Consider the following 24439-nt stretch of genomic DNA (forward strand, 5'->3'; position numbering starts at 1 on the left):
CACCCACCGATCATGACCGCCCTCAGCCCCACGCCGACGTCGTGGGACCGCCCGCACCGAGCCGCCGAGCGGCTCGCCCGCAGCTGGTCGCTGGCCATCGCCGGCACCAGCTACGTGTCGATGAGCGGCCTGGAGGTGCAGGACTTCCTCACCGCCCTGTCGACCCGGCTCATCCACGCGCTCACGGCCGAGACCCTCGACCTCGGCGACGTGCGCGAGGTCGGCACCACGCTCGTCGCCGCGCACTTCACCGAGCCGACGACCCTGGAGCGCACGGTCGCGGTGCTCAGCGAGCAGTTCGCGAAGGCGCCGACCAGGCGGGTCGCGGAGATCCAGGGCGCGCTCGCCGCCGGCTACGCGCAGGCGCTGCGCGACCGGATCCTCGACGAGCAGGAGGAGATCCGCACCGCGGCGCTGTGGGCCCGGGCCCGCGCCGAGGAGAGCCGGCGGGTCAGCGAGGCCCGCTTCCGCGCGGTCTTCGCCGGCGCCGCGATCGGGATGAGCGTGAGCACCGTCGACGGCGTGGTCATCGAGGTCAACCAGGCGCTGTGCGACATGCTCGGCTACACCGAGGACGAGCTGCGGGCGATGACCTTCGAGGACTTCGTGCACCCGCAGGACCCGCCGGTCGCGGCCGGGATGTTCGAGGAGCTGCTGTCCGGTGGGCGCGACCAGTTCCGGATCGAGAAGCCGTACATCCACAAGGACGGCCACCAGGTGTGGACCGACCTCGTCGCGTCGATCATCCGCGACGAGGACGGCGAGCCGAAGTGGCTGGTCGCGATGGTCGAGGACATCACCGAGCGCTACCTGCTCCAGCTGCGCCTGCGGCACCAGGCCCTGCACGACCCGCTGACGCAGCTGCCCAACCGGACGATGTTCTTCGACCGGCTCGCCGAGCTGCTCGCCGGCGCCGAGGAGGAGCCCGAGTCGCGGGTCGGCGTGTGCTACCTCGACGTCGACGGGTTCAAGGTCATCAACGACACGCTCGGGCACGACGTCGGCGACCAGCTGCTGCAGACCGTCGCCCGGCGCCTAGCCCGCTCGATCTCCGGCGACGGCCAGCTGGTCGCCCGGATGGGCGGCGACGAGTTCGTGGTGCTCATCGAGCGGGCCGGCGGCACCGACGAGGTCGTCGCGGTCGCCGAGCGGGCGCTGGACACCGTCCGCGCGCCGGTGCACGTGGGCGGGCACGAGATCAGCATCTCGGCCAGCATCGGCGTGGTCGAGCAGCCGCTGCGCGGCACCAGCACCGGCGAGCTGATGAAGGCCGCCGACACGACGCTGTACTGGGCGAAGGCCGACGGCCGCAACCGGCTCGCGCTCTTCGACGCCGAGCGGCACGCCCGCGAGGTGACCCGCTACGAGCTGTCGGCGAGCATGCCGGCCGCGCTGGAGCGGCGCGAGTTCTTCGTCGAGTACCAGCCGCTGGTCCGCCTCGGCGACGGCGTGACGATCGGCGTCGAGGCGCTCGTACGGTGGCGGCATCCGCGATTCGGGGTGCTGGGGCCGGACGCGTTCATCGGGATGGCCGAGGAGACCGGGCTGATCGTGCCGCTCGGCCGGTGGGTGCTGCACGAGGCGTGCAAGCAGGCCGCCCGCTGGCACCGCGAGCACGGCGACCGGGCGCCGGTGATGAGCGTCAACCTGGCGGTCCGGCAGATGCGCGACCGCACGATCGTCAGGGACGTAAAGGCGATCCTGGAGCAGACCGGCCTCGCCCCCGACCGGCTCCAGCTGGAGCTGACGGAGAGCGCCGTCATGGGCAGCGGCGGCGAGCCGACCGAGGCGCTCAACGCCCTCGCCGCGCTCGGCCCGCGCATCGCGATCGACGACTTCGGCACCGGGTACAGCAACTTCGCCTACCTGCGGCACCTGCCCGTGCACAGCCTGAAGCTGGCCGGCTCGTTCGTCGCCGGGCTGCGCCCGCCGGAGGGCGCCGACCCGGTCGACCAGAAGATCATCGCGGCGGTGATCGGCCTTGCCCACGCCCTGAACCTGAGCGTCACAGCCGAGGGCGTCGAGACGGCGGAGCAGGCCGATCGGCTGCTGGCCCTCGGTTGTGACACCGCACAGGGTTGGTACTACGCGAGCGCCGGACCCCCGTCCGCGATCAGGCTCTAACCGAGCGCGTACGGGTTGACGTCCTCGTTCATGTCGACCATCAGCTGCGACCACAGGTCCGCCTCGTGCCGGTCGGCGCCGACCAGGTCGTAGGACCCGTCGGTGAAGCCCGGATCGAAGTGGAACTCGGGCAGGTCGGTCTCGTCGATGTACTGCGCCTCGTCGCTCACGTCGCCGAAGCTCGGCTGCTCGTCGTGGTAGTCGCCCAACGCGTCCCCGTCGACGACGTGCGCGCCGTCGTGACCCTCGGTGTCGACGCCGAAGTCGTCGTGGTGCTCGTCGAACTGCTGGTCGGAGGAGAGCAGGTCAGCGCCACCGTCGGGGTCGACGTGGAGGCCGTCCTCCATCTCCCAGTCGATGTCGTAGTCGCTCATGGCCCGCTCCCGGCTCGTCTGGTTACCTGGAAAACGGTAGGCGGATCCTCCGATCAGCTGATCCCCGAAACGTGCCACTCACTCAGGGCTGCAACCACCAGGGGCTGGTGTAGGCGAGGCCGAAGTCGTTGCAGGGGTGACCGTTGGGGCCGGGGCTCGGGTTGGGTCGGGTGGGGTCCGAGACGCGCAGCACGACCCAGTTGCCCATCGCCACGTCCAGCGGCACGGTGAAGCGCACCACCTGATTGGCGACCGTGTCGATCACGTCCGCGACCGTCGGGGCGGCGACACCGGGCCGCAGGACCTGGATCCGGACCGGCTTGCCCTGCCAGTCCGGGCCGCGGTCGAGGTCCAGCGCGAAGCGCACGTCGCCGCGGGCGAGCGGCAGCACCCCGCCCATCCGGACGTCGTTGGCGGTGGCGTCGACGCGCAGGCCGGAGACCCGCGTGGCGAAGAAGCGGCGGGCCCGCATCGCCTCCAGGACCCCGGCGCGGGTGTTCTGCGTCACCCACAGCCCGGTGCGGCCCTTGCCCTCGGGGAAGCCCCAGTCGGTGCCGTGCTCGTCCGAGACCCCGCTGAGCCCGGTCCGCCACCCGGCGTTGAGGCAGGCGTTGAGGGCGCAGGTGCGGCCTTCTGACCAGCCGTCGAAGAGGTAGTCGTCGCCGCGGTTGAACATCTCCAGGCTGACCATGGCGTCGCGGGCGGCCGCCGAGTAGGAGAAGTTGCCGAAGCGGCCGACCTCGCGCCCCGGATGGTTGAAGCTGGCGATGCCCCCGTTACCGGTGATCCAGTTGTACAGGCCGCCCATGTTGCTCGATCCGCCAAGATCGGTGAACCCGTTGGTGAACCAGACGTTGACGTGGCCGAGCAGCGGGTGCGACCACTCGAAGCCGCGGATGGCGGTGTAGTTGCCGGGGTCGTCGGCGGCGTTGGCGAGGGCGCCGGTGCGGTCCCACTCCGACTTCGACAGGCCGCTGATGCCGAAGAGGGTGGTGTGGTCGGTGAGCGCGGCGACGTCCAGGCCGGCCGAGCGCATCGAGGCGAAGGCGAGGGCGGGGTCACCGTCGCCGTCGGACATCACGGTGTGGTTGTGCAGGTCGGCGTGGACCAGGCCGGTGCCGGCGGTGATGGCGGACGCCCGGGCGGCCCCGGTCAGCGCGGCCGGGCCGGCGCCGACGGTCGCGGCCGTGCCGGTCTCGGCGCGGGCGGTCCGGCCTGCACCGGCGGACGCGACACCCGGGGTGGCGAGGACGAGCAGCCCGCCGGCGCCCGCGGCGAGCAGCCCCCGGCGGTCGATGCCGTCATGACGGCCTTCATGACGGCCTTCGTGACGGTGATGGGAGTGGTCTCCAGTCATGCCCCACAGCACACGCCACCCGACCCAACGGTTCGATACCTGTTGATGTCTGGCAGATTTACACTCAGCGGGTGCGGCGGTCCAGCCAGCCGTCGCCGTTGAGGTCCTCGTACCGCTGATCCATGACGCCGTCGCGGTTGGTGTCGATCTCGGAGGAGTTGATGAGGCCGTCGCGGTCGGTGTCGTGGCCGACGAACTCGGCCCGCCCGTCACCGTCGGTGTCCACGACGATGTCGACGCCGCCGTCGGCCCGGTTCACGTAGGTGTGCTGGTCCCACCGGCCGTCGCCGTCCCAGTCGACCCGGGTGTGGTAGCCGTCGGTGGGCGCCTGACCCACCCCGCCGGGCACACCGTCCCGGAGCGCGCCGGCGATGCCACCCGCGACACCCGTCCCGCTCCCGTGGCCGGGCTGCTGCCCGCCGACGATGCCGTCGAGCCCGCCGGCGATCCCGTGCCGCCCGCCGCCGTCGGCCTGCGCCTCTCCGAATCCGGCCTCCGCGTGGGCCCCTCCGAATCCGGCCTCCGCGTGGGCCCCTCCGAGGCCGGCCTCCGCGTGGGCCCCTCCGAAGCCGGCTTCCGCGTGGCCGGTGCCGGCGTGCGCGCCCTGGCCGACGGCCTCGCCGATGCCGGCGCTCGCGCTGCGGTACACGGTGCCCTGGCCGCTGGAGTGGACCTCGCTGACGCCGTGCGGGGACGCTTCGGCGAGCCCCTCGCTGCCCTGCGGGTCGGGCGCCTCGGACAGGCCGCCGTAGCCGCTGTCCTGACCGCCGCCGTAGCCCGCCGACGCGTAGGAGCGGGGGTCGTCGGACGCCTCGGACAGGCCGCCGTAACCACTGTCCTGACCGCCGCCATGGCCCGCCGACGCGTACGAGCGCGGGTCGTCGGACGCCTCGGCGAGACCGTCGTAGCCGCCGCCCTGGGGGTCCGGCGCCTCCGCGAGCCCGGCGCCGCCGTAGCCGGCCTGCGCCTCGACGCCGCCCGCGGACGCGTACGCGCCACCGGGGCCCGCGTGCGCCTCGGCACCGCCGGCCGACGTGTGCGCGCCGTGGTCGATGGCGTCCCGCAGGTGCGCGGCCAGCCCGCCGTGCCGCTCCGGCTCGGGAGCGGCGTGCCGGCCGCCGGACTGCTCCAGCGCGCCCAGCCCGCGGGCCGCGCTGTGCGCCGCGCCGGAGCCCTGACCGCCGTCGCCCAGGTTGTGCCCGGCGCCATGATCGAACGAGGGACCGCCGCCGTGGCCGTGGACGACGTCACCGATACCCGAGCCGATCGAGGAGAACAGGCCGAACATGCTGGCCTTGCTCGTGCGCTGCTCGACCCGCGACTGCCCCGCGTCGGCGCCGCCGACCTGCGCCTGGAGCAGCTCCAGCTCGTCGGCGCTCAGCTGGTACCCCGCGAGCGCGCCGGCCGGGTCGGCCGCCAGGCGCGCCTGGAAGCCCGGATCGGTCAGCAGCCGCTCGAGTACGTCGTCGAAGTCGCTCATCGGAACAGTCCCCCCAGTTATGGCACAGGTCGTGAAAATCAGTCGAGTTCAGGCATGGGCACGGGCTGCGGGCGGGGACGGCAGGTGCCGCACTGCACCGCGTCCTCCACGACGAGCCCCTCGGCCCGGCCGCGGCTCTGCGACCGGTGCACCTCCAGCAGATACGGGCCGAACTTCGCATGGTCCTCGCACAGCCCGCGCGCGCAGAACCGGCACGACCCCCGCGCCGCCTTGGCGCAGAACCAACAAAGCACCGATTTCTCCTAGCCGTACATACAGTTGGTGAAAGTGATGAGCCCGGCCGAGCTGCCGTTGCCGGTGTTCTTCGCCGGGTCTGTCACGGAGACACTGACATCACCGGTCGTGTTGTAGGTCTTCGTGATGGTGTCAGGAAACGGCCCCACAACAAGGCTGAAGTTGCCACTGGCGTCGGCCTTGCCGGTTGCGGATCGCGACGTGCCGTTGACGGTGAGCCGCACTGTCACCGTCAGAGTGGTGGGGCTGTCGACTTTGTCACTGACAGTTCCGAAGATCGTCGTCGTTGTGGGCCCGTTGCTGTTGCAGGCGGTTCCCTTGGCATCGACTGCATAGATGCGCGTGACCCGAGCCGTAACCCGGTTGACCACGGGAACGGTCGTGTCGCGGGGCGGCGGCGCCGTGGTCGTCGTGGGCGGCGGCGGGCCCGCAGTTGTCCGGGTCGGGCCTGGGGTCTTCGTCTTCGTCGGGGTAGGGCCGGGGGTGGTCGGGGCAACCGACGCGCTCTCGGACGCCGACGGGGAGACGGACGGGGACGGGGACTCCGACGGCGTGTCCGACGGGGACGGCCCCGGTGACACGGTCGGCGTGCCACCCGGCTTCGGCAGGGCGATGCCGTCGCCGCAGGTCAGGTCGGCCGACGGGTCCACCGTGACGGCCGAGCCACCCTGGGTGACGACGCCCGAGCCGACCTCCGGTGACGCGCTGCCGGCGGTCAGGGCGAACCTGGCCCGCCCGTCGTTGGCGACCGGGTCGCCGGCGCCGGTGACGGTGAGCTTCAGCGGCTCGAAGGCCGTCGTGGTGCTCGTCGTGTCGACCAGGGTGCGGCCGGAGCGCAGCGTGTACGCGCCGGTCGGCTGGATCGGGCGGCGGTCGACCGAGCTGACCAGCTCGCCGACGTCGACCCGGGTGCCGGCGCACAGGACCGTGACGCTGCCGCCGCGGAACGTCATCGTGGCCGTGGAGCGGTCCGCGACGGAGACGGCGTCGCCGAGCTCGACGTACATCTTGCCGTCGCGGCGCAGGGTGTGCTCCTCGCCGTGGATCGTGACCGTCGTCTGCCCCCGCGTGGCCGTGATGAGGGCCCGGTCGGTCGGCATCTCGGCCCACACGGGCGCGGAGAAGAGATTGCTGCCGGTCAGGAACAGCGCGAAGATCAGCAGCAGCACCAGCAGCCACCACAGCTTGCGCTCGAAGCGCTTGTCGACCGAGTCGTCGGACGGGCCGTGGACACCGGGCGGCGCCGCGAGCGGCGGGTACGCCGACGGCGGGTGGGCGCCCGACAACGGCGCGCGACCGCCGGCGGCAGAGCCGGCCACAGAGCCAGCCACAGTGCCGGCCGTGGATGCGCCGATGAGCAGCGGCAGGCCGGCGACGGCGGGCAGCACCCAGACGCGGGCGGCGGAGCGGGCGGTGGCGACCTGGCCGGGCGGGCCTTCACCGTACGGGCCGATCATCGCGCCACGGCCGACCTGCACGCCATCGGGCCGCAGCAGCGACCCGGACGCGACGACGATCGCGTCGGTGCCGGTCTCCAGGTGCACCGGCTGCCCGGGCATCAGCTGCGCCGGGTGCGCGCGGCTCATGAGCCCGAGGCGGTCCTCCGCGCCGAGGTCGGCGAGCGCCGGCGCCTCCGCCAGCAGCGCCTCCAGCTCGGCCCACTCCACCGGCGGCGGGCCGGACAGCGGGCCGACGGCCGCGGCGACCGTGGACGGCGGGATCGCGAGCAGGGTCGTGCCGGCGGTCAGCCAGCCGAGCGCGGCGGGCGCGCCGGTGATCGCGTTGGCGAGGCCGACGACGCCGCCGCGGCCGACCCGCTCCCGGACGGTGCCGGTCGGGTCGCCGGGGCGGCGGGCCTCCAGGGCGCCGTCGACGACGACGTAGACCGACTGCTGCGCGGCGCCGGCGAAGACCAGCTGCTCACCGGTCCGCGGGTGCACCCAGCGGGCCTGCTCGGCGAGCTTCGCGAGCGCGGCCGGCGGCAGGTCGGCGAGCTTGGACGCGCGCAGGGCGGCGAGCCGGCGCGGCTCGTCGCGGGACAGCTTGCGCTCCCCCATCCGGTCCCGCACCCGCCGGGCCCGCCGGCGAAGCCAGGAGAACAGCAGGTAGACCAGCGGGGCGAGCAGCCCGGCGACGATGACGGCGAGCAGCGCGCGGGCGGCCCAGCCGGCGTTCCACAGGCCGGTGACGACGCCCGCGACCCGGTCGGTGTAGATCCGGTACATCAGGTTGACGGCGATGGCGAGCCAGACGACGGCGAGCATGCCGTACAGGGCGACGAGGCGGCCCTCCCGGTCGAGCTCACCGAAGCGGGGCGGGCGCCGGCGCAGCCGGGCGATGACCCAGGCCAGGCCGCGGGCCCGCAGGTTGGGCACCTCCAGCCAGTCCATGAGCAGGTAGTAACCGTCGAGCGCCATGAACGGGTTGAGGTTGAACAGCGCGTTGAGGTACCACGCGAACGCCAGCTTGAACGTCCACGGCTCCAGCTCCGGGTAGAACAGCCCGACGAGCTGGCAGGCGCCGGCGAGCACCAGGCCGGTCGCCGGGCCCGCGATCGTGGTGACGAGCCGCGCGCGCCGGCCGGCCATCCAGACGTCGGTGGTGTCCACGAAGACGGACGGGATCCCGAAGTACACCAGGAAACCGGCGACCGGGACCTTCCTGCCGGCGTGCTTCGCCCCCAGCGCGTGCCCCAGCTCGTGGCAGGCGAGCGCGACGACGTTGAGGCCCAGCAGCACCAGGGCGCCGGTGAAGTAGGAGTCGTCGGTCAGGAACACCGACTGGTCGGCGCGGAACCAGTTGAAGACGAAGACGCCGAGGCCGGCGAGCGCGACCAGCCCGGCGAGCACCGCGACGACCCGGGTGAAGAACAGCCGGCCGCCGGCCTTGTACAGGAACGTGACGATCGGGTCGACGCGGGCGATGACCACCCGGCGGCCCTGGGCGGTCGCGACGATCGCCTTGCCGAGCCGGATCGGCCACGGCCGCCGGTGTACGCGGTGCAGCCGGTGGAACGCGTCGACCGGCAGCTCGTCGAGCATGCGGTTGCCGGCGAGGTCGGCGACGACCCGGGTGACCTGGTCGGGGGCGAGCCGGCCGGCGATGCGGGCGAAGTCGGCGACGAGCCGCGCGACGGTCCGGGTGCCGTCCATGAGCTGCGCCAGGCTCCACTCGTCCGGCGTGAGCCGCAGGTAGCAGGCCTCACCGCGGTCGGGCGAGCGCACCATCACGTAGTCGACGCCGCGGGCGGACGTGAGCGTGACCGCCTCGACCGCCTTGCGCAGGACGGGCCGGGCCCGGGCAGGGTTGAGCCGGTCGGTGACCGCCTGCCATAGACCCTGGTCGGCAGGGCCCAGCGGAACTCCTGGGGCGCGCCCGGCGAGGGCCTCCCAGACACTGATGCGCGTCTCGATGACGGCCACGATCGCTCCTGATAGGGCCACTGTTTCCCGGCAGGGAGCGTAGGCGGCGAACGCGACCACGGGAAGGTTCCGTCCCGAACGTGACAACTCTTCGGCGAAGATGGCAGCGTGTACATCCTCGCCATCGACCAGGGCACGACCTCCTCCCGTGCGATCGTGTTCGACGCCGACGGCGCCATCGTGGCGCTTGACCAGCGCGAACACCGCCAGAGCTTCCCGAGACCGGGCTGGGTCGAACACGACCCGGTCGAGATCTGGCACCAGGTCCAGGCCGTGTCGACCCGCGCCCTCGACCAGGCGGGCCTGTCCCGCGCCGATGTCGCCGCCATCGGCATCACCAACCAGCGCGAGACCACGATCCTGTGGGACGCCGAGACCGGCGAGCCGGTGCACCCGGCGATCGTCTGGCAGGACACCCGCACCGACGCCCTCATCCGCTCCCTCGCCGGCGACGCCGGCCCCGACCGCTTCCGTGAGCGGTGCGGGCTGCCGCTCGCGACGTACTTCGCCGGGCCGAAGGCGGTCTGGCTGCTGGACAACGTGCCCGGCCTGCGCGCCCGCGCCGAGGCGGGTGAGATCCACTTCGGTACCGTCGACACCTGGCTCATCGAGAAGCTCACCGGCCGGCACGTCACCGACGTCACCAACGCCAGCCGGACGATGCTGATGAACCTCACCACGCTCGACTGGGACGACGAGCTGCTGTCGGCGTTCGGCATCCCGCGCGTGATGCTGCCGGAGATCGGCCCCTCCTCGCACGTGTACGGCGAGGCGAAGACGCTGCTGCACGGCGTGCCGGTGGCCAGCGCCCTCGGCGACCAGCAGGCGGCGCTCTTCGGCCAGGCCTGCTTCGCGCCCGGCGAGGCGAAGTGCACCTACGGGACCGGCTCGTTCCTGCTGCTCAACACCGGTCACCAGCCGGTGGCGAGCACGCGTGGCCTGCTGAGCACCGTCGGTTACCGCATCGGCGACGCCCCGGCCGTGTACGCCCTGGAAGGCTCCATCGCGATCACCGGCTCCCTCGTGCAGTGGCTGCGCGACAACCTGGGCCTCATCAGCTCGGCGCCGGAGATCAACGACCTGGCCGCCACCGTCGCCGACAACGGCGGCTGCTACATCGTGCCCGCGTTCTCCGGCCTGTTCGCCCCGCACTGGCGCCCCGACGCGCGCGGCGTCATCACCGGCCTGACCGGTTACGTCACCAAGGGGCACCTCGCCCGGGCCGCCCTGGAGGCGACCGCCTGGCAGGTCAAGGACGTCGTGGACGCCATGATGGCCGAGTCCGCGGTGCCGCTGGAGACCCTGAAGGTCGACGGAGGGATGACCGCCAGCGACCTCCTGATGGGGTTTCAGGCCGATGTACTGGATGTGCCGGTGGTCCGCCCGACGGTGTCCGAGACGACGGCGCTGGGTGCCGCGTACGCGGCGGGTCTCGCCGTCGGGTTCTGGCCCGACACGGAGACGCTGCGGGAGAAGTGGCGGGTGGACCGGCAGTGGTCGCCGTCCATGTCCGCGGAGACCCGGGACAAGGGGCACGCGTCCTGGCTGAAGGCTGTGGAGCGCTCGTTCGGCTGGGCCTGAGGCCCGCAAAGAGAGATCCGGTGGGCGCCCCGCCAGGCGCACCACCGGATCTCTTTTCTGGAGGGAAACCAGCTTCTAGCTCAGCAGGCGCTGAGCGACGGCCTTGGCGGTGTTGCTGCTGATGGCGAAGCCGACGCCGATGTTGCCGGCGGTGTCGCCCGAGGTCGCGATCGCGGTGTTGATGCCGACGAGCTGACCGGCGGTGTTGACCAGCGCGCCGCCGGAGTTGCCGGGGTTGATCGCGGCGTCGGTCTGGATGGCCCCACTGATCTTCGCGGCGGCGGACTGGCCGTCGTTGCCCTCGTCGATCGTGCGGTTGACGGCGCTCACGATGCCGGCGGTGACGGACCCGTCGAGGCCGAGCGGGCTGCCGACGGCGAGCACCGTGTCGCCGACCTTGACGGTCGAGCTGTCGCCGAACACGAGCGGCGTGTACGTGCCGCCCCCCACGATCTTGACCACGGCCAGATCGGTGGCGGGCTCGGTGCCGATGATCTTCGCCTGGGCGGTCCGCCCGCCGGAGAACGTCACCTGCACCGACGTGCCCCGGGCCGTGGCGACCACGTGGTTGTTGGTGAGGATCGCCCCGTCGTCGGTGATGACCACGCCGGAGCCGACCGCGTTGCCCGTGCTGATCGACACCACGCTGGGCAGCACCTGCGCCGCGACGTCGGACAGGGTGGTGGAGGAGCCGGTGGCCGAGCCGGGCGAGTTAGTGGCGCCAACGACCGCGGGTGAGGCCGCGGGCCGCAGCTCGAGGGCCGCGAGCCCGCCGCCGAACGCCGACACCGCCGACAGCCCGATCGCCGCGACGATCCCCGCCACGGCGAGGCCGACCCGGCTGCGCCTGCGCACGGGGGGCGGCACGAACACCGACCCGGGCTGCGGCTGCTGCCACTGGAACGGCCGCTGCATGTGCGGCACGTGCGGGGGCAGCTGCGCCGTCGGCAGGTGCGGCTGCTGCTGCCCGCCGTTGTGCTGTCCGCCGGGGTACTGCCCAGCGTGGTGCTGGGCGGCGTGGTGCTGGGCGGCGGGCTGCTGTCCGGAGAAGGGGTACGGCCCGTTCTGCCCGGCCGCGATGGGACCGCTCTGCGCGACGGAGCGGAGGTTGCCGGCCTGCGGAGCCGCGGGCTGCGACGCCGGCCAGGTCTGGATGGGTCCGTCGGCGCCGGGCCGCGCGCCGGGCGCGCCATGCGCGGCGGGCTGCGAGCCGTAACCGGCGGGCACCGCGGGCTGCGAGCCGGGGACGGCGGGCAGCGGGCCGGGGACGGCGGGCGCGGCGGGCTGCGAGCCGAGGGCGGCGGTCTGGGCGTCGTGACCGGCGGGCTGCGAGCCAGGGACGGCGGGCAGCGGGCCGAGGGCGGCGGTCTGGGCGTCGTGACCGGCGGGCTGCGAGCCAGGGACAGCGGGCAGCGAGCCAGGGACGGCGGGCTGCGAGCCGGGGACGGCGGGCAGCGGGCCGAGGGCGGCGGTCTGGGAGGTGGGCGCGGCCGGCGTGACCGGCGCGGCCGGCATGGCCCGCGGGGCCTGCGGGGTGGTGGGCCAGGTCCGGGCCGGGTCCTGGACGTCGGCGGCGCCGGCGGCCGTGGCGGCCGGGTTCGTCGGCCAGGTGGGGGGCGTCTCGGACCGCATCAGGTGGTCCTGCGTGGTGCCGAACGAGGCGGCGTCCGCCGGGGTGCCGTCAGCCGGCGAGCCGCCGGGCGGCGTGGGGCTCGAAGGCCCGGTGGTGGTGCTGGCCGGCTCGGTGGCCGGCTGTGCGGCCGGGCTCGACGCCCGACCCTGCTGGTCGGCCGGGTCCGGCGCCCATCCCTGCTGTTCGCTCATGATTTGAGCTTGGCGACGGCAGCTTGCAAACCACTGATCGCGGCCTGGGAACCGCCTGTGAGAGGGAGCCGGACCTGGAAGGTGGCGCCGCCGCCGGGGGTGTTGAAGACCGAGACGGTGCCGTGGTGCACGGAGACGAGGGCGGCCACGATCGCCAGACCCAGGCCGCTGCCACTGTGCGAGCCGCTGGCCTTGCTGCGGGTGCGCGCCTTGTCTACCCGGTAGAAGCGCTCGAACACCCGGGCGGCGTGCTCCTCGGTGAGACCCGGGCCGTGGTCGGCGACCTCGATGAGGGCGTCGGTGCCGTCGCGGCGCAGGCGCAGGGCGACGGGCGTGCCGGCGGGCGTGTGGGTGAGGGCGTTGGTCATGAGGTTGCCGACGACCTGGCGCAGGCGGGACTCGTCGCCGTTGACCTCGATCGGCTCGTCCCGCTCGATCTCCAGGTCGACGGTGCGGTCGGGGGCGACGGCCCGGGCGGCGGCCACGGCGTCGCTGGCGATGACGCGCAGGTCCATGTCGGCCAGTGCCAGAGGGCGCTCCTGGTCGAGGCGGGCCAGCATGAGCAGGTCCTCGACCAGCAGACCCATGCGGGAGGCCTCGTCCTCGATGCGCCGCAGCGTGTCCCCCGGCTCGCTGACGGCGCCCACCCGGTACAGCTCGGCGAAGCCCCGGATCGTGGTCAGCGGCGTGCGCAGCTCGTGGGAGGCGTCGGCGATGAACTGCCGCATGCGCTCCTCGGACGCCTCGCGCAGCCTGAATGCGCCCTCGATCTGGGCGAGCATGGCGTTGAGCGCGGCGGCGAGGTGCCCCATCTCCGTCTCCGGCGGGCTTTCGGGCACCCGGCGGGTGAGGTCGCCGGCGGCGATCGCGGCGGCGGTGCGCTCGATCTCGCGCAGCGGCTGGAGGCTGGCGCGGACCATGGCGACGCCGACGGCGGCGAGCACGACGAGGACGCCGGCGCCGACGAACAGCTCCGCGGCGACGAGCTCGTCGACGGCGCTGTCGACCATCGAGAGGCTCTCCGCGACGAGCAGCAGCGTGTCCTGGCGCTGGATGATCAGGATGCGCCAGCGCTCATGCGTCTTCGCGGTGGTCGCCGTGTACGGCACGCCCAGGTGCTTCTCGAGGTCCTCCCACGTGCCGGGGATGGGTGGCGCGTCGGCGTCCTGGCGGGTGCCGACGACGCCGGTCTCGAGCTTGCCGGTGCGCAGCTGCGTGACCCAGGCGATGTAGTAGTTGCTCTGCAGGATCGTGTCCTGGCTGGTGTCGGTCAGCGCCAGCCGGCTCAGGTCGACGGTCTCGGCCATCGTCCGCAGCTGCTGGTCGACCTTGTCGAACATGCTGCTCTTCATGACCAGGGCGCTGGCGACGCCGATGACCAGCAGCGCCATGGTGACAAGTGTGAGGACCGCGGCGATCAGCTTGACCCGCAGCGGCACGTCGGCGATGAACCGCACCATCGGCAGGCCTCAGACGGGAAGGCGGAGCACGTAGCCCACGCCGCGCAGGGTGTGGATCAGCCGCGGCTCGGCGATGTCCACCTTGCGTCGCAGGTAGGAGATGTACGACTCCACGATGCTGTCGTCGCCGCGGAAGTCGTAATTCCACACGAAGTCGAGGATCTGCGCCTTGGACAGCACGCGGCCCGCGTTGAGCATCAGGTAGCGCAGCAGCTTGAACTCGGTCGGCGACAGGGCGATCGTCTGCCCGGCGCGGGACACCTCATGGGTCTCCTCGTCGAGCTCCAGGTCGTGGAAGACCAGCCGGTTGGGCCCCGGGTCGCCGGCGGTGCGGCGCAGCACGGCGCGGATCCGCGCGGTGAGCTCCTCCAGGCTGAACGGCTTGGTGACATAGTCGTCGCCGCCGAGCGTCAGGCCGCGGACCTTGTCCTCGGTGCCGTCCCGGGCCGTGAGGAACACGACGGGAAGCCGGACGCCACCCTCGCGGAGCCGCCGGATGACCTCGAAACCGTCGAGGTCGGGCAGCATCACGTCGAGGACGACCAGGTCGGGCTTCGCGTCGCGGGCCGCGGTGACCGCCTCGGCACCGGTGGTCACCGCGTCAACCGCAAATCCGGCGAAACGCAGGCTGGCCGAGAGGAGCTCGCGAATGTTCGGATCGTCCTCGACCACGAGCAGTCTCGCCTCAGCCTGCGCAACGCCTGGCGACGGGGCACCCCCGGATTGTGCAACGCCGCCTCGTACCCCCATGCGCATAGTCTTCCGCCTCCCGCTGGAGCAGGGCTGATGGTTGCCTGGGAAATTCCTGGACACCCCGCCCCGTCACCCAAAACTAGCGCAGAAGTCGGCGCACCTGGTCGATCGCGCCGTCGAGGACGACCAGCGTGGCACGCATCGTCTCCTGGCTGGCGCGGCTGGCGCGGGCCAGCCGGCGCACCTCCGCGAGCAGCTGGGCGGCCTTCTCCTCCAGCTCGGCGGCGGCGTCGCCGGGCGCGGGCGACGGCCTGGTGGCACCGGCGCCGCCCGGCCTCGCGGCGCCGGTCGCCCCGGGCCGCGGCGGGTAGCCCCAGCCCCACGCGGGCGCGGTGCGGGCCTGCTTGCCGGCCTCCTTCAGCTCGCGCTTGAGGTCGCGCACCGAGCCGTGGACGCCCTGCTCGACCTCGTCGGCCAGGGTCGACAGGTCGGCGAGGGAGGCGTTGATGTCGGTCTCGAGGCGCTCCAGCTCGGCGGCGCGCTGCACCAGCTCGGCCCGTCCGGCGTCGGTGATGTCGTACACCTTCCGGCCGCCGGACGCGGTGTGGCTGATCAGCCCGTCGGCCTCCATCCGCTGCAGGCGCGGGTAGATCGTGCCGGCGGAGGGCGCATACAGGCCGTGGAAGCGGTTCTCCAGGAGCCGGATGAGGTCATACCCGTGGCGGGGTCCCTCGTTGAGCAGCTTCAGCAGGTACAGCCGCAACCGTCCGTGACTGAACACCGCACTCATCAGGAATCCTCGTCCAGATCGACCGGCCGGCACAACAAGGTGATCGTGCCAGACGTTGCGTTGGCGGTCAGGCGGCCGGTGCCGGCGCCGAGCCGTCCGGCGACGGCGCTGCGGCCGACCTGGTCGAGGCCGGGGAACGCGCTGACCACCCGTCCGGAGATCGCGCTGAGGTGGACCTGCAGGTCACTGTCCTCGCGGACCCGGGCGGTGATCTCGCCGGAGACGGTCTCCAGGCGCACGTCCGTGTCGACGGGCGGGTTGTCGAGGTCGCACGTGATCGAGCCGGAGATCGCCCGGGCGTGCACCTTCCGCGCGGTGGAGTCGGCGACGACGATCTCGCCGGAGACGGTCTCCAGGTCGACCTCGCCGTCGAGGGTGAGCGCCTCGATGGAGCCGGAGATCACGTTGGCGGCGACGGGGCCGTCCAGGCCGAGCAGGGTGACCCGGGCGCTGGTCGCGTCCACCTTGGCGCCGGCCCGCAGCGAGGAGAGGATGACGGAGCCGGAGACGACGCGGAGCGTGGCCGGGGTCCGGTCGGGGACCATGACGGAGACGTCGACCTTGAACCGGCTGTGGAAGAGCCACCAGAGGAAGCCGGGCCACTTGGGGAGATGCCCGTGGGAGACGCGCAGCACGCCGTCGTCGTCGAGGGCGACCGTGACCGGGCGCTCACCGATCGCGGTGACCTCGACCCGGGCGGGCCCGTCGGCGCCGACGACGTTGACCCGTCCGCCGACCAGGGTGACCTGGAGGTCCTTGACCTCCCCCTTGAGCTCGAGCCGCGTGGGCTCGGCGATGTTCCACGTCGTCATGCCACCGAAGGTAGCAGACAAACGCGATACATCGCGACTGTCGTGTCTCGGATGTTCTAGGCGGCCACCACCGAGGTCGCGGCGCGGGCGAGGACGCGGCGGGAGGAGGTCGGCTCCGGGTACAGCTTGGCGTGCGCCTTCAGCTCGATCGACAGCCCGCGGGCGGCGACGACCCGGCGCAGCGAGGTGGCGAGGGTCTCGTCGCCGATGAACGCGGCGACCGTCGTCGGCGTGCCGTTCTGGGCGAACGTGAGCCGCACCGGCACGACCGGGGCGGCCGCGTCGACCGCGGCCTGGAACATCGCCGGGCGGAAGGTGCCGCCCATCCGGCCGCACCAGGTGGTGCCCTCCGGGAAGACGGCGACCACGCCACCGGCGGCGAGCTCGGTGCTGATCCGCCCGACGGTGGCCGGCAGGGTCTTGGGCCGGGACCGGTCGACGAAGACGGTGCCGAGGGTGGCGGCGAGCCGGCCGATCAGCGGCCACTGGCGCACCTCGCGCTTGGCGAGGAGCTTGGCCGGCGCGTGCGCCAGGATCACGACCACGTCGAGCCACGAGACGTGGTTGGCGACCAGCAGCGCGCCGGACTGCGGGACCCGGCCGACGGCCCGGTGCGAGATCCCGAGCCCGGCGAGCACCGCGCGGGCGAGCCGGCGCTGCACGGCGATCAGGTGCCGCTGCGGCAGGAGGGCCAGGAGCGGCACCGCGAGCACCCCGAGCAGCACGACCGACCCGGTCACGACGATCCGCTTCACCATCGTCGCGACCGGGACGTGCTCGTCCGAGCGGGCCGGCAGGCAGCTCACGTCGCAGGTCGAGCGCGGCAGCCAGAGCGAGTCGACGACGGTCATCGCGCTCACTCCTGACCGAGGAAGTGCCGCATGTACCGCGGGTTGACCCGGTCCAGCGACAGCAGCACGTAGAAGTCGGCGCAGTCGAAGTCGGGGTCGTACGCGGGCTCGCCACCGATCCAGGCGCCGAGCCGCAGGTACCCCTTGAGCAGCGGCGGCACCTCGATCTTGGCCGGCACCGGCCCGTCCAGCGCGAGGGGGTTGCGCGGCCGGACCCGCCAGGCGGGCGGCACGAGGTGCTTGCGCTGGGCGAGGTCCCAGATCCCGGCGGCGTCGGCGGCCGGCACCGACGCGCACCCGGCGAGCCAGCGGTGGCCGTGCAGGTGCATGTACCGCGCGATGCCGGCCCACATGAGGTTGATCACGGCGCCGCTGCGGTGGTCGGGGTGCACGCAGGAGCGGCCGGTCTCGACCAGTCCCCCACGCAGCTGGTGCAGGCCCGCGAGGTCGAACTCGGTGTCGGCGTAGAGCCCGCCGGCGGCCACCGCGCGGTCCGGCGGCAGCATCCGGTACGTGCCGACGACGTCGCCGGTGCGCTCGTCACGGATGATGAGGTGGTCGCAGTGCTCGTCGAACGCGTCCACGTCGAGGCCCGGCGTGCCGGACTGCAGCTTGGCGCCGAGTTCGCCGGCGAAGACGTCGTGGCGGAGCCGTTGTGCGGCCCGGACCTGGTCACCGTCCGTGGCCACCAGCAGGGTGTAGCGATCGGTTTCGTCGACACCGACCGGGTCGGCGACGACGGCGAGAATCGTCATGCTTTCGGTGTAAGGGTCGACCCCTGCGGCTGGCTGACGGTGACTGGTTACCCGCATGGCTGGCGGGTGAACGATGACTACCGTGGTCAGGCATGGCGGGATATTCAGGGACTCCACTGCCCAAGAAGCTCGGCGTCAGCGCCGGGCACCGCGTGCTGCTCGACGGGGCGCCGGCCGGGTTCGAGCTGCGCGACCTGCCCTCCGACGTGGTGCTGCACCGCCGCAGCGCGCCCGGCCTCTACGACGTGATCGTCTGCTTCTGCCCTGATCAGGCCAGGTTGCGGCGGCGCTGGCCGGTGCTGCACCGGCAGACGCCACCTGGCGGCGCGCTGTGGGTCGCCTGGCCGAAGCGCTCCTCCGGCATCGCGACCGACCTCGACGAGAACGGGGTCCGCGACTTCGCCCTGGCGCACGGCCGGGTGGACGTCAAGGTCTGCGCCATCGACGACACCTGGTCGGGGCTCAAGCACGTGATCCGGGTCGCCGACCGGACCTGAGGCACAGCGCCGTCAGGCACCGCGCCGGTGGGCGCGGGCCGCGCGTCGCGGGCCGCTGAAGGACAGCGCCGGCAGGAACCGCAGGAGCCAGCCGGCGAGCAGCATGAGCAGGCCCGCGATCGCGTGCGGCGCCACCGCGCCGCCGGTGACCGGCAGGTCGACCGGGCCGACCATCACCTCGACGGTGCCGGCGACCGTGGCGGTGCCGTCGGTGACGGTGTAGGTGAAGGCGTCCGCGCCGGCGAAGCCCTTGTCCGGCGTGTACGTGACGGTCCCGTCAGCGTTGAGCACGGCGGTGCCGTTCGCCGGCTGGGTCACACCGACGACCTTCAGCGGATCGCCGTCGGGGTCCTTGACGTTGTCCAGCGGGGCGATCGTCCGCGCGCCGCTCCCGGCCGGCGTGGTCACCGTCGGCGTGGTCACCACCACCGGCCCGGTGCTCTGCAGCCCGACCGTCACCGTCACCGTCCCGGTGCTCTGCAGCCCGGTGGCGTCGCGCAGCGTGTAGGTGAAGGTGTCGACCCCCTCGAACCCGTCCGCGGCGGTGTAGGTGACGGTCCCGTCGCCGTTGAGCACCGTGCCGCCGTGCCCCGCCGGGCCGGCCGCGGTCACCGTGAGCGGGTCGCCGTCGGGGTCGCTGTCGTTGGCGATCACGGTCACGGTCACGGCGATGCCCGGGGCGGCGGCGGCCACGGCGTCGGCGCCGGCGACCGGTGCGCCACCCGCGACGTCGAGGGTCACCGTGGCGGTGCTGGTGCCCCCGTTGCCGTCGCTCAGGGTGTACGTGAAGCCGTCGGCGCCCCGGTAGCCCGCCGCCGGGGTGTACCGCACGGCGCCGCCGACGATCGCCAGCGTGCCGTGCGCGGCCCCGGTCGCCGCGACGGCCCGCAGCGTGTCGGCATTGGCGTCGGTGTCGTTGGCGAGGACCGGCACGACCACCGCGGTCCCGGCCGGCGCGCGCAGCGAGTCGTCCACGCCCACCGGCGCCTGGTTGAAGACGGTGACGGTGACGGTCGCGGTGCCGAGCCCGCCGCGGCCGTCGCTGACCGCGTAGCCGAACGTGTCGACGCCGGAGAAGCCGCCCCGCGGCGTGTAGGTGACGGACCCGCCGGCGCCGATCGCGGTCGTGCCGTGCGCGCCGGGCGTGACGGCCGTGACGGTGGCGGCCGGGTCCGCGTCGTTCGCCAGGACGTCGACGGTCACCGGGGTGCCGGTCGGGGTGCTCGCGGCGTCAGCGCGTGGCGCCGGCGCTCCGGCCGTGCCGACCTGGACGGTGACCGTGCCGGTCGAGGTGACGATCCCGTCGCTCACGGTGTACGTGAAGGTGTCGTCGCCCGAGAACCCCGCCGCCGGCGCGTACCGCAGCAGGCCGCCGCTCCGCGTGACGGTGCCGCCGCGGGCGGTGGTGGCGTCCCAGGCGCCGACCGTCAGCGGGTCGCCGTTCGGGTCGGTGTCGTTGGCGAGCACGTCCACGTCGATCGGGGTGCCGGCCGGGGTGCTGCGCTCGTCGGCGCCGGCGACCGGGGCGCGGTCGGCCACGGCGACCGTCACGGTGGCCGTGGAGTGCCCTCCCTTGCCGTCGCCCACGGTGTACGTGAAGCTGTCGGCGCCCCGGAAGCCGTCCCTCGGCGTGTAGACGAGCAGCCCCGCCGCGGTAAGCGTGACGGTCCCCCCGGTGGGCGTGCCGGAGCCGCCGCCGGTGCCGATCCCGATGACGGTGAGCGGGTCGCCGTCGGCGTCGGTGTCGTTGGTGAGCGGGTCGAACGTCGCGGACGTGGCGCCGGCCGGCACGGTCACCGCGTCGTCCGCCGCGACGGGGGCGGTGCCGGGGCCTGGCGGGCTGCCCGCGGTGACGGTCACGGTCACCGTCCCGGTCGCGGTGCCCCCGTTGGCGTCGGCGGCGACGTAGGTGAAGGTGTCGGTGCCCGCGCCGGTGCCGGCCGTGTAGCGGATCGCGCCGGTGGCGTCGACGACGGCGTGGCCGGCGGTGGGCGGTGTGGCGATGCCGCCGGCGCGCACGGTGTCACCGTCGGGGTCGGTGTCGTTGGCCGCGGCGGGGATCGTCACGGTGCCGCCGGCGGCGGCGGTCGCCGCGTCCGGGACGGCCGCGGGAGCCGAGTTGCGCACGACGGCGGCGGTCGCGGTGTCGTTCGCGGCCACCGGGTCGGGGGTCGAGGACGTGACGGCCGCGGTGACCTCGGTGTGGTGCCCGGCGGCCGCGGTGACGGTCGCCACGACGTCGACGGTGAACGTGGCACCGGCGGCGAGCGTCCCCACGGGGCAGGTGAGCGTCTGCCCGGCCGGCGGCTGCCCGGCCCAGGCGCAGGGGCCGGCGCCCGCGGGGTCGCCGGTCACGCCCGCCGGCAGGACCGCGGTCAGGGTGACGCCGGTGGCGGTGGCGGGGCCGGTGTTGGTGAGCGTCACCGGGATCCGGACCTGGCCGGTGCCCTGCGCGACCTGGGGGCCGGCGGCGGTGACCGCCAGGTCGGCGGCCGGGCCCGCCGCGGGCAGGTCCTGCGTGGTCGGGTTGGACGGGGCGCGCAGCTTCACCCCGGTGTCCGTGCCGGTGGCGGCCGCGTGGGCGACGTTGCGGATGCTCGCCGCGCCGGTGGCGCCGGGGGCGCCCGCCGTGACGCGATAGGCGACCACGGCCTTGTCGCCGACCGCCAGGCGGCCTCCGTGGGTGGCGTCGCTGCCCGTACCGACTCTGAAGACGACGACGTCGGCGCTGAACTCGGCGCGGTCGGTGTCGACCGGGTCGCTCTGGGTCGCGCCGTCGATCGTCAGGCTGCCCGGCACGAACGTGGTCCCGGGTGGCAGGGCATCGGCGAGCTGGGCGTCCTCGGCGGGGGCGAGCCCGTCGTTGCCGACCTCGATCGTGTACCGGATCTCGTCGCCGCGCTCCAGGTCGCCGCCGTCGACGTCGGTGGCGGTCTTGACCGCGGTGAGCCGCGGCGCGTAGAGGTCGGTCGCGAACGTGATCACGCCCGGGTAGAACGTCTCGCCGGTGACCGCGGTGGTCTCGAGGGTGATCGTCGCGCTGGTCGCGCCGTTGGCCAGCAGGCCGCTCGCGTCGACCTGGTCGATGTCGAAGCCGAGGAGGTTGGTGTCGGCGGGGTTACGGGCGGTGACGGTCGCGCCGCGGTCGCTGACGGTGCTGTTGAAGAAGTTCGTCGCCGGGTTGCGCGCGTCGGTCAGCGGCGTGCCGTCGAGGCGGATGCTGTCGCCGCCGCTGCCGGCGTCGCCCTCGTAGGCGACGGCGCCGAGGCTGGTGGTGACGGCCCCGGTCGGCGGGGTCTGGAAGCCGGTGACCGGGATGCGGACCGTCGCGTCGGCGGGGGTGATGCCGCGCACCGAGCCGAAGCCGTCGTAGACGACGAGGTTGCGCACCGGCTGCGCCGGGTCGTGCAGGACGACGGCGAGGGACCAGGCGGCGTAGCGGTCGTTGACGTTGGTGGCGGCCTGGATGTCGGCGACCGCGTAGGTGCCGCCGCCGGCGCCCGCGACCAGCGACGACACGTCGGCGTAGCCCTGGTACGGCCGGTGCCCGGGGAACGTGGTGACGTCGGTGAGCCGGTTCGCGGTGATCGTCCGGTACGCGCCGCCGCCGGGCACCCTGAACCGGACCGTGTTCCTGCGGCTCTCGTCGGGTGCCGGCGTGCCCGTGCCCGGTGCCGTGTCCCCTCCCCAGAAGAGACCGGCGTAGAGCACGGTCGCGCCGCCCGGGATCGCGAGGTCGGCGGTGCTGGAGTTGAACGTCGCCGCTCCGTCCCCGTCCTGGTCGACGTCCACGTGGCGCATCTTGTAGCCGTTGTTGTTGAGCTGGCCGCCGGTGCCGGTGCCGTTCCGCGCCGCCGCGCAGGCCGGGTTGCTGTCGGCGCAGGTCAGGTTGGCGTTGCCGCGCAGCACGATCGACCCGCTGTCGTTGACCGAGTACACGGGGCGGAACGCGTCGACGATGTCGGCCGCGGCGTCTTTCGCCGCCCCCGCGACGATCGCCGGGAGGAGCAGCAGCGCCACGATCGCGATCCGAATTGCCACCTATCGTGTATACGTGGACACTGCCCGTAATGAGCGAGTTTTCCTCGTGTTGATCCCCTGCTGGGGCGGGCGGCGGCGGGTGGACGTGCCGTGCCATATTGACGACTTCACTCTCTTGGAGGGAGCGGCACGTTGTCCAACGGACAGATCGTGGTCTCCGACCTGACGAAGCGGTACAAGAACGTCACGGCCGTCGACCACCTGTCGTTCGTGGTCGAGCCGGGCCGCGTCACCGGGTTCCTCGGCCCCAACGGCGCCGGCAAGACCACGACGCTACGCATGATCCTCAACCTGGTGACCCCGACGTCGGGCACCGCGACCATCGGCGGCCAGCGCTACTCCGACGTGGCCGAGCCGCTCCGGCTGGCCGGCGCGATCCTGGAGGCCTCGGCCGCGCACAAGGGCCGCACCGCCCGCAACCACCTGCGCATCGTCGCGGCCGCCGCCGGCCTTCCGGACACCCAGGTCGACAAGATGCTGGAGCTGGTCGGGCTCACCCCCGCCGCGAAGCGCAAGTTCCGCGGCTACTCGCTGGGCATGAAGCAGCGGCTCGGCATCGCCCAGGCGATGCTCGGCGACCCGCAGGTGCTGATCCTCGACGAGCCCGCCAACGGCCTCGACCCGGAGGGCATCCGCTGGATGCGCGGGCTGCTGAAGGGCCTGGCCCAGCAGGGCCGCACCGTGCTGGTCTCCAGCCACCTGCTGTCGGAGATGGAGATCCTCGCCGACGACGTCGTCATCATCGCCGCCGGCCGCCTCGTCACCCAGGGCCCGGTCGAGCAGATCGTCGGCGGCAACTCCAGCGCGCCGCGCACCCGGGTGCGGACGCCCAACCTGCCGGAGCTGGTCAATGCGGTGCGGGCCGCGGGCGCCTCGATCCAGCCCAACGGCAACGACAGCCACGTGGTCACCGGCCTGGACGCCCCGGCCGTCGGCCGGCTGGCCCTGCAGGCGGGGATCGAGCTGCACGAGCTGGTCAACGAGCGACCCGACCTGGAGCACGTGTTCCTCGAACTGACCCAGGGAAAGGCGGCCATCCGATGATCCGGCTTATTCGTAGTGAGCTGCTGAAGGTGCGCACCACGAACATGTGGTGGATCTTCCTGCTGATCTCGCTGGTCTTCACCGGCCTGGCGCTCTGGATCAACATCGAGCAGACCAAGTCGGAGCTGACCGACAACTTCACCGCCTACCCGCAGGGTGACCCGCCGTCGAACCTCACCGAGGAGCAGCGGGCCCAGTTCGAGGCGGACCAGCGGCAGTACCAGGAGCAGGAGGCGGCCCGGGTCGCCAAGGCGCACGCGGCCGGCCAGCTCGCCAAGTACGCCGCGAACATCTACACCTCGGGCCAGTTCTTCGGCCTGCTGCTGGTGATGCTCGTGGCGATCCTGATCATCACCAACGAGTTCTACCACCAGACGGCGACCGCGACGTTCCTCGCGACCCCCAAGCGGACCAAGGTCATCACCGCGAAGCTCATCACGGCGGGTCTGGCGGGCGTGCTGTTCTGGATCATCACCACCGCGATCTCGGTCGTCGGCGGGGTGCTCTACTTCGGCGCCGAGGGCCTCACCAACAGCCTCGGGAACTGGACGGCGCAGCAGGCAGTACTCCTGAACCTGCTGGTGTACGTGCTGTGGGCGGTCTTCGGCATCGGCATCGGAGTGCTGATCCGCAGCCAGATCGGCGCGACGATCACCGCCGCCTGCCTCTACACCGTCGGCACCTGGGCCGCGATCATCGTCCTCACCCTGATCCACGAGCTGGTGATCAAGAAGGACTGGGTCCTGGAGAGCGCGGTCTACATCCCGCCGCTGGCGTCGTCGCACGTCGTCGGCGGACTGGCCACCCAGCTCGGCGAGGTGGACCTGCCGCCACGCTGGGCCGGCGCGGTCGTGCTCATCGTGTGGGCGGTCGTCCTCGGCACCATCGGCACGCTGATCACCCGGAAACGCGACATCGCGTGACGCCGATCCCCTGATCCGTCCTGTCAGGCAGATCTACGACAGTTGTGGCCGCCGAATGGCGGCCACAGTTGTATGGGATGGACCCATGCCGTCGTCGACATGGTCACTCCGGCGGCGTCGGCGACGAACGAGCGTTAGGCAGCGCGTAGCCTTGAC

Annotated in this window: 18 protein-coding genes; 5 read left to right on the top strand and 13 right to left on the bottom strand. The window is 73.0% G+C overall.

What is annotated here, in order from left to right; genetic code table 11:
- The first annotated feature begins 12 nt into the window (after positions 1-12).
- Entirely contained in the window at positions 13-2124 is a 2112-nt protein-coding gene (locus ABZ321_RS37715) for an EAL domain-containing protein (protein WP_344513680.1), read from the top strand.
- Here the strand turns inward: ABZ321_RS37715 and ABZ321_RS37720 are convergent.
- The 5 genes from ABZ321_RS37720 to ABZ321_RS37740 all read right to left on the bottom strand — a co-directional run bounded on the left by ABZ321_RS37720 (position 2121) and on the right by ABZ321_RS37740 (position 9012).
- Positions 2121-2498: a hypothetical protein gene (locus tag ABZ321_RS37720; RefSeq protein WP_344513679.1), complete on the bottom strand. Its 378-nt coding sequence runs from the start codon at positions 2496-2498 to the stop codon at positions 2121-2123. The two genes, ABZ321_RS37715 and ABZ321_RS37720, sit on opposite strands and share 4 nt — an antisense overlap.
- An 82-nt stretch (positions 2499-2580) precedes the next feature.
- Positions 2581-3855: a CehA/McbA family metallohydrolase gene (locus ABZ321_RS37725; protein ID WP_354900322.1), complete on the bottom strand. Its 1275-nt coding sequence runs from the start codon at positions 3853-3855 to the stop codon at positions 2581-2583.
- 64 nt (positions 3856-3919) lie between these two features.
- Positions 3920-5335, bottom strand: a complete 1416-nt coding sequence (locus ABZ321_RS37730; RefSeq protein WP_354900324.1) for a hypothetical protein — start codon at positions 5333-5335, stop codon at positions 3920-3922.
- A 38-nt stretch (positions 5336-5373) separates the two neighbouring features.
- Positions 5374-5589, bottom strand: coding sequence for a hypothetical protein (locus tag ABZ321_RS37735; RefSeq protein ID WP_033358663.1), 216 nt, complete (start codon positions 5587-5589; stop codon positions 5374-5376).
- Between the two features lie 9 nt (positions 5590-5598).
- Positions 5599-9012, bottom strand: a complete 3414-nt coding sequence (locus ABZ321_RS37740) for a cyclic nucleotide-binding protein (RefSeq protein WP_354900326.1) — start codon at positions 9010-9012, stop codon at positions 5599-5601.
- 108 nt (positions 9013-9120) lie between these two features.
- On the opposite strand from ABZ321_RS37740, the gene glpK reads away from it, so the two are divergent.
- A complete protein-coding gene (gene glpK, locus ABZ321_RS37745) occupies positions 9121-10593 on the top strand; it encodes a glycerol kinase GlpK (RefSeq protein ID WP_344513671.1) in 1473 nt (490 codons plus the stop codon).
- A 75-nt stretch (positions 10594-10668) separates the two neighbouring features.
- On the opposite strand, the gene ABZ321_RS37750 is transcribed toward glpK, so the two are convergent.
- From ABZ321_RS37750 to ABZ321_RS37780, 7 genes are all read right to left on the bottom strand, one after another.
- Positions 10669-12417 (bottom strand): trypsin-like peptidase domain-containing protein, encoded by a 1749-nt coding sequence (locus tag ABZ321_RS37750; RefSeq protein ID WP_354900328.1) that lies wholly within the window; start codon positions 12415-12417, stop codon positions 10669-10671.
- Positions 12414-13877, bottom strand: a complete 1464-nt coding sequence (locus ABZ321_RS37755; protein ID WP_344513667.1) for a HAMP domain-containing sensor histidine kinase — start codon at positions 13875-13877, stop codon at positions 12414-12416. Before ABZ321_RS37755 ends, ABZ321_RS37750 begins: the two co-directional genes overlap by 4 nt.
- A gap of 9 nt (positions 13878-13886) precedes the next feature.
- Positions 13887-14627 (bottom strand): response regulator transcription factor, encoded by a 741-nt coding sequence (locus ABZ321_RS37760; protein WP_344513665.1) that lies wholly within the window; start codon positions 14625-14627, stop codon positions 13887-13889.
- 82 nt (positions 14628-14709) lie between these two features.
- Positions 14710-15360: a PadR family transcriptional regulator gene (locus ABZ321_RS37765; RefSeq protein ID WP_344513663.1), complete on the bottom strand. Its 651-nt coding sequence runs from the start codon at positions 15358-15360 to the stop codon at positions 14710-14712.
- Complete coding sequence (locus ABZ321_RS37770; RefSeq protein ID WP_344513661.1) at positions 15360-16172, bottom strand: DUF4097 family beta strand repeat-containing protein; 813 nt, start codon at positions 16170-16172, stop codon at positions 15360-15362. The genes ABZ321_RS37765 and ABZ321_RS37770 overlap by 1 nt, the downstream gene beginning before the upstream one ends.
- A gap of 56 nt (positions 16173-16228) precedes the next feature.
- Positions 16229-17023, bottom strand: a complete 795-nt coding sequence (locus tag ABZ321_RS37775) for a lysophospholipid acyltransferase family protein (protein WP_354900331.1) — start codon at positions 17021-17023, stop codon at positions 16229-16231.
- A gap of 5 nt (positions 17024-17028) precedes the next feature.
- Entirely contained in the window at positions 17029-17778 is a 750-nt protein-coding gene (locus tag ABZ321_RS37780; protein WP_354900333.1) for a GNAT family N-acyltransferase, read from the bottom strand.
- A 92-nt stretch (positions 17779-17870) separates the two neighbouring features.
- On the opposite strand from ABZ321_RS37780, the gene ABZ321_RS37785 reads away from it, so the two are divergent.
- Entirely contained in the window at positions 17871-18275 is a 405-nt protein-coding gene (locus ABZ321_RS37785; protein WP_344513655.1) for a DUF3052 domain-containing protein, read from the top strand.
- 12 nt (positions 18276-18287) lie between these two features.
- On the opposite strand, the gene ABZ321_RS37790 is transcribed toward ABZ321_RS37785, so the two are convergent.
- A complete protein-coding gene (locus ABZ321_RS37790; protein ID WP_354900335.1) occupies positions 18288-22316 on the bottom strand; it encodes an Ig-like domain-containing protein in 4029 nt (1342 codons plus the stop codon).
- A gap of 132 nt (positions 22317-22448) precedes the next feature.
- Here ABZ321_RS37790 and ABZ321_RS37795 point away from each other — a divergent pair, with 132 nt between their 5' ends.
- Positions 22449-23360, top strand: a complete 912-nt coding sequence (locus ABZ321_RS37795; RefSeq protein WP_344513653.1) for an ABC transporter ATP-binding protein — start codon at positions 22449-22451, stop codon at positions 23358-23360.
- Positions 23357-24283, top strand: coding sequence for an ABC transporter permease subunit (locus tag ABZ321_RS37800; protein WP_344513651.1), 927 nt, complete (start codon positions 23357-23359; stop codon positions 24281-24283). Before ABZ321_RS37795 ends, ABZ321_RS37800 begins: the two co-directional genes overlap by 4 nt.
- Positions 24284-24439: the final 156 nt, after the last annotated feature.

This window comes from Dactylosporangium sp. NPDC006015, assembly GCF_040614215.1.
Lineage (GTDB): Bacteria > Actinomycetota > Actinomycetes > Mycobacteriales > Micromonosporaceae > Dactylosporangium > Dactylosporangium maewongense.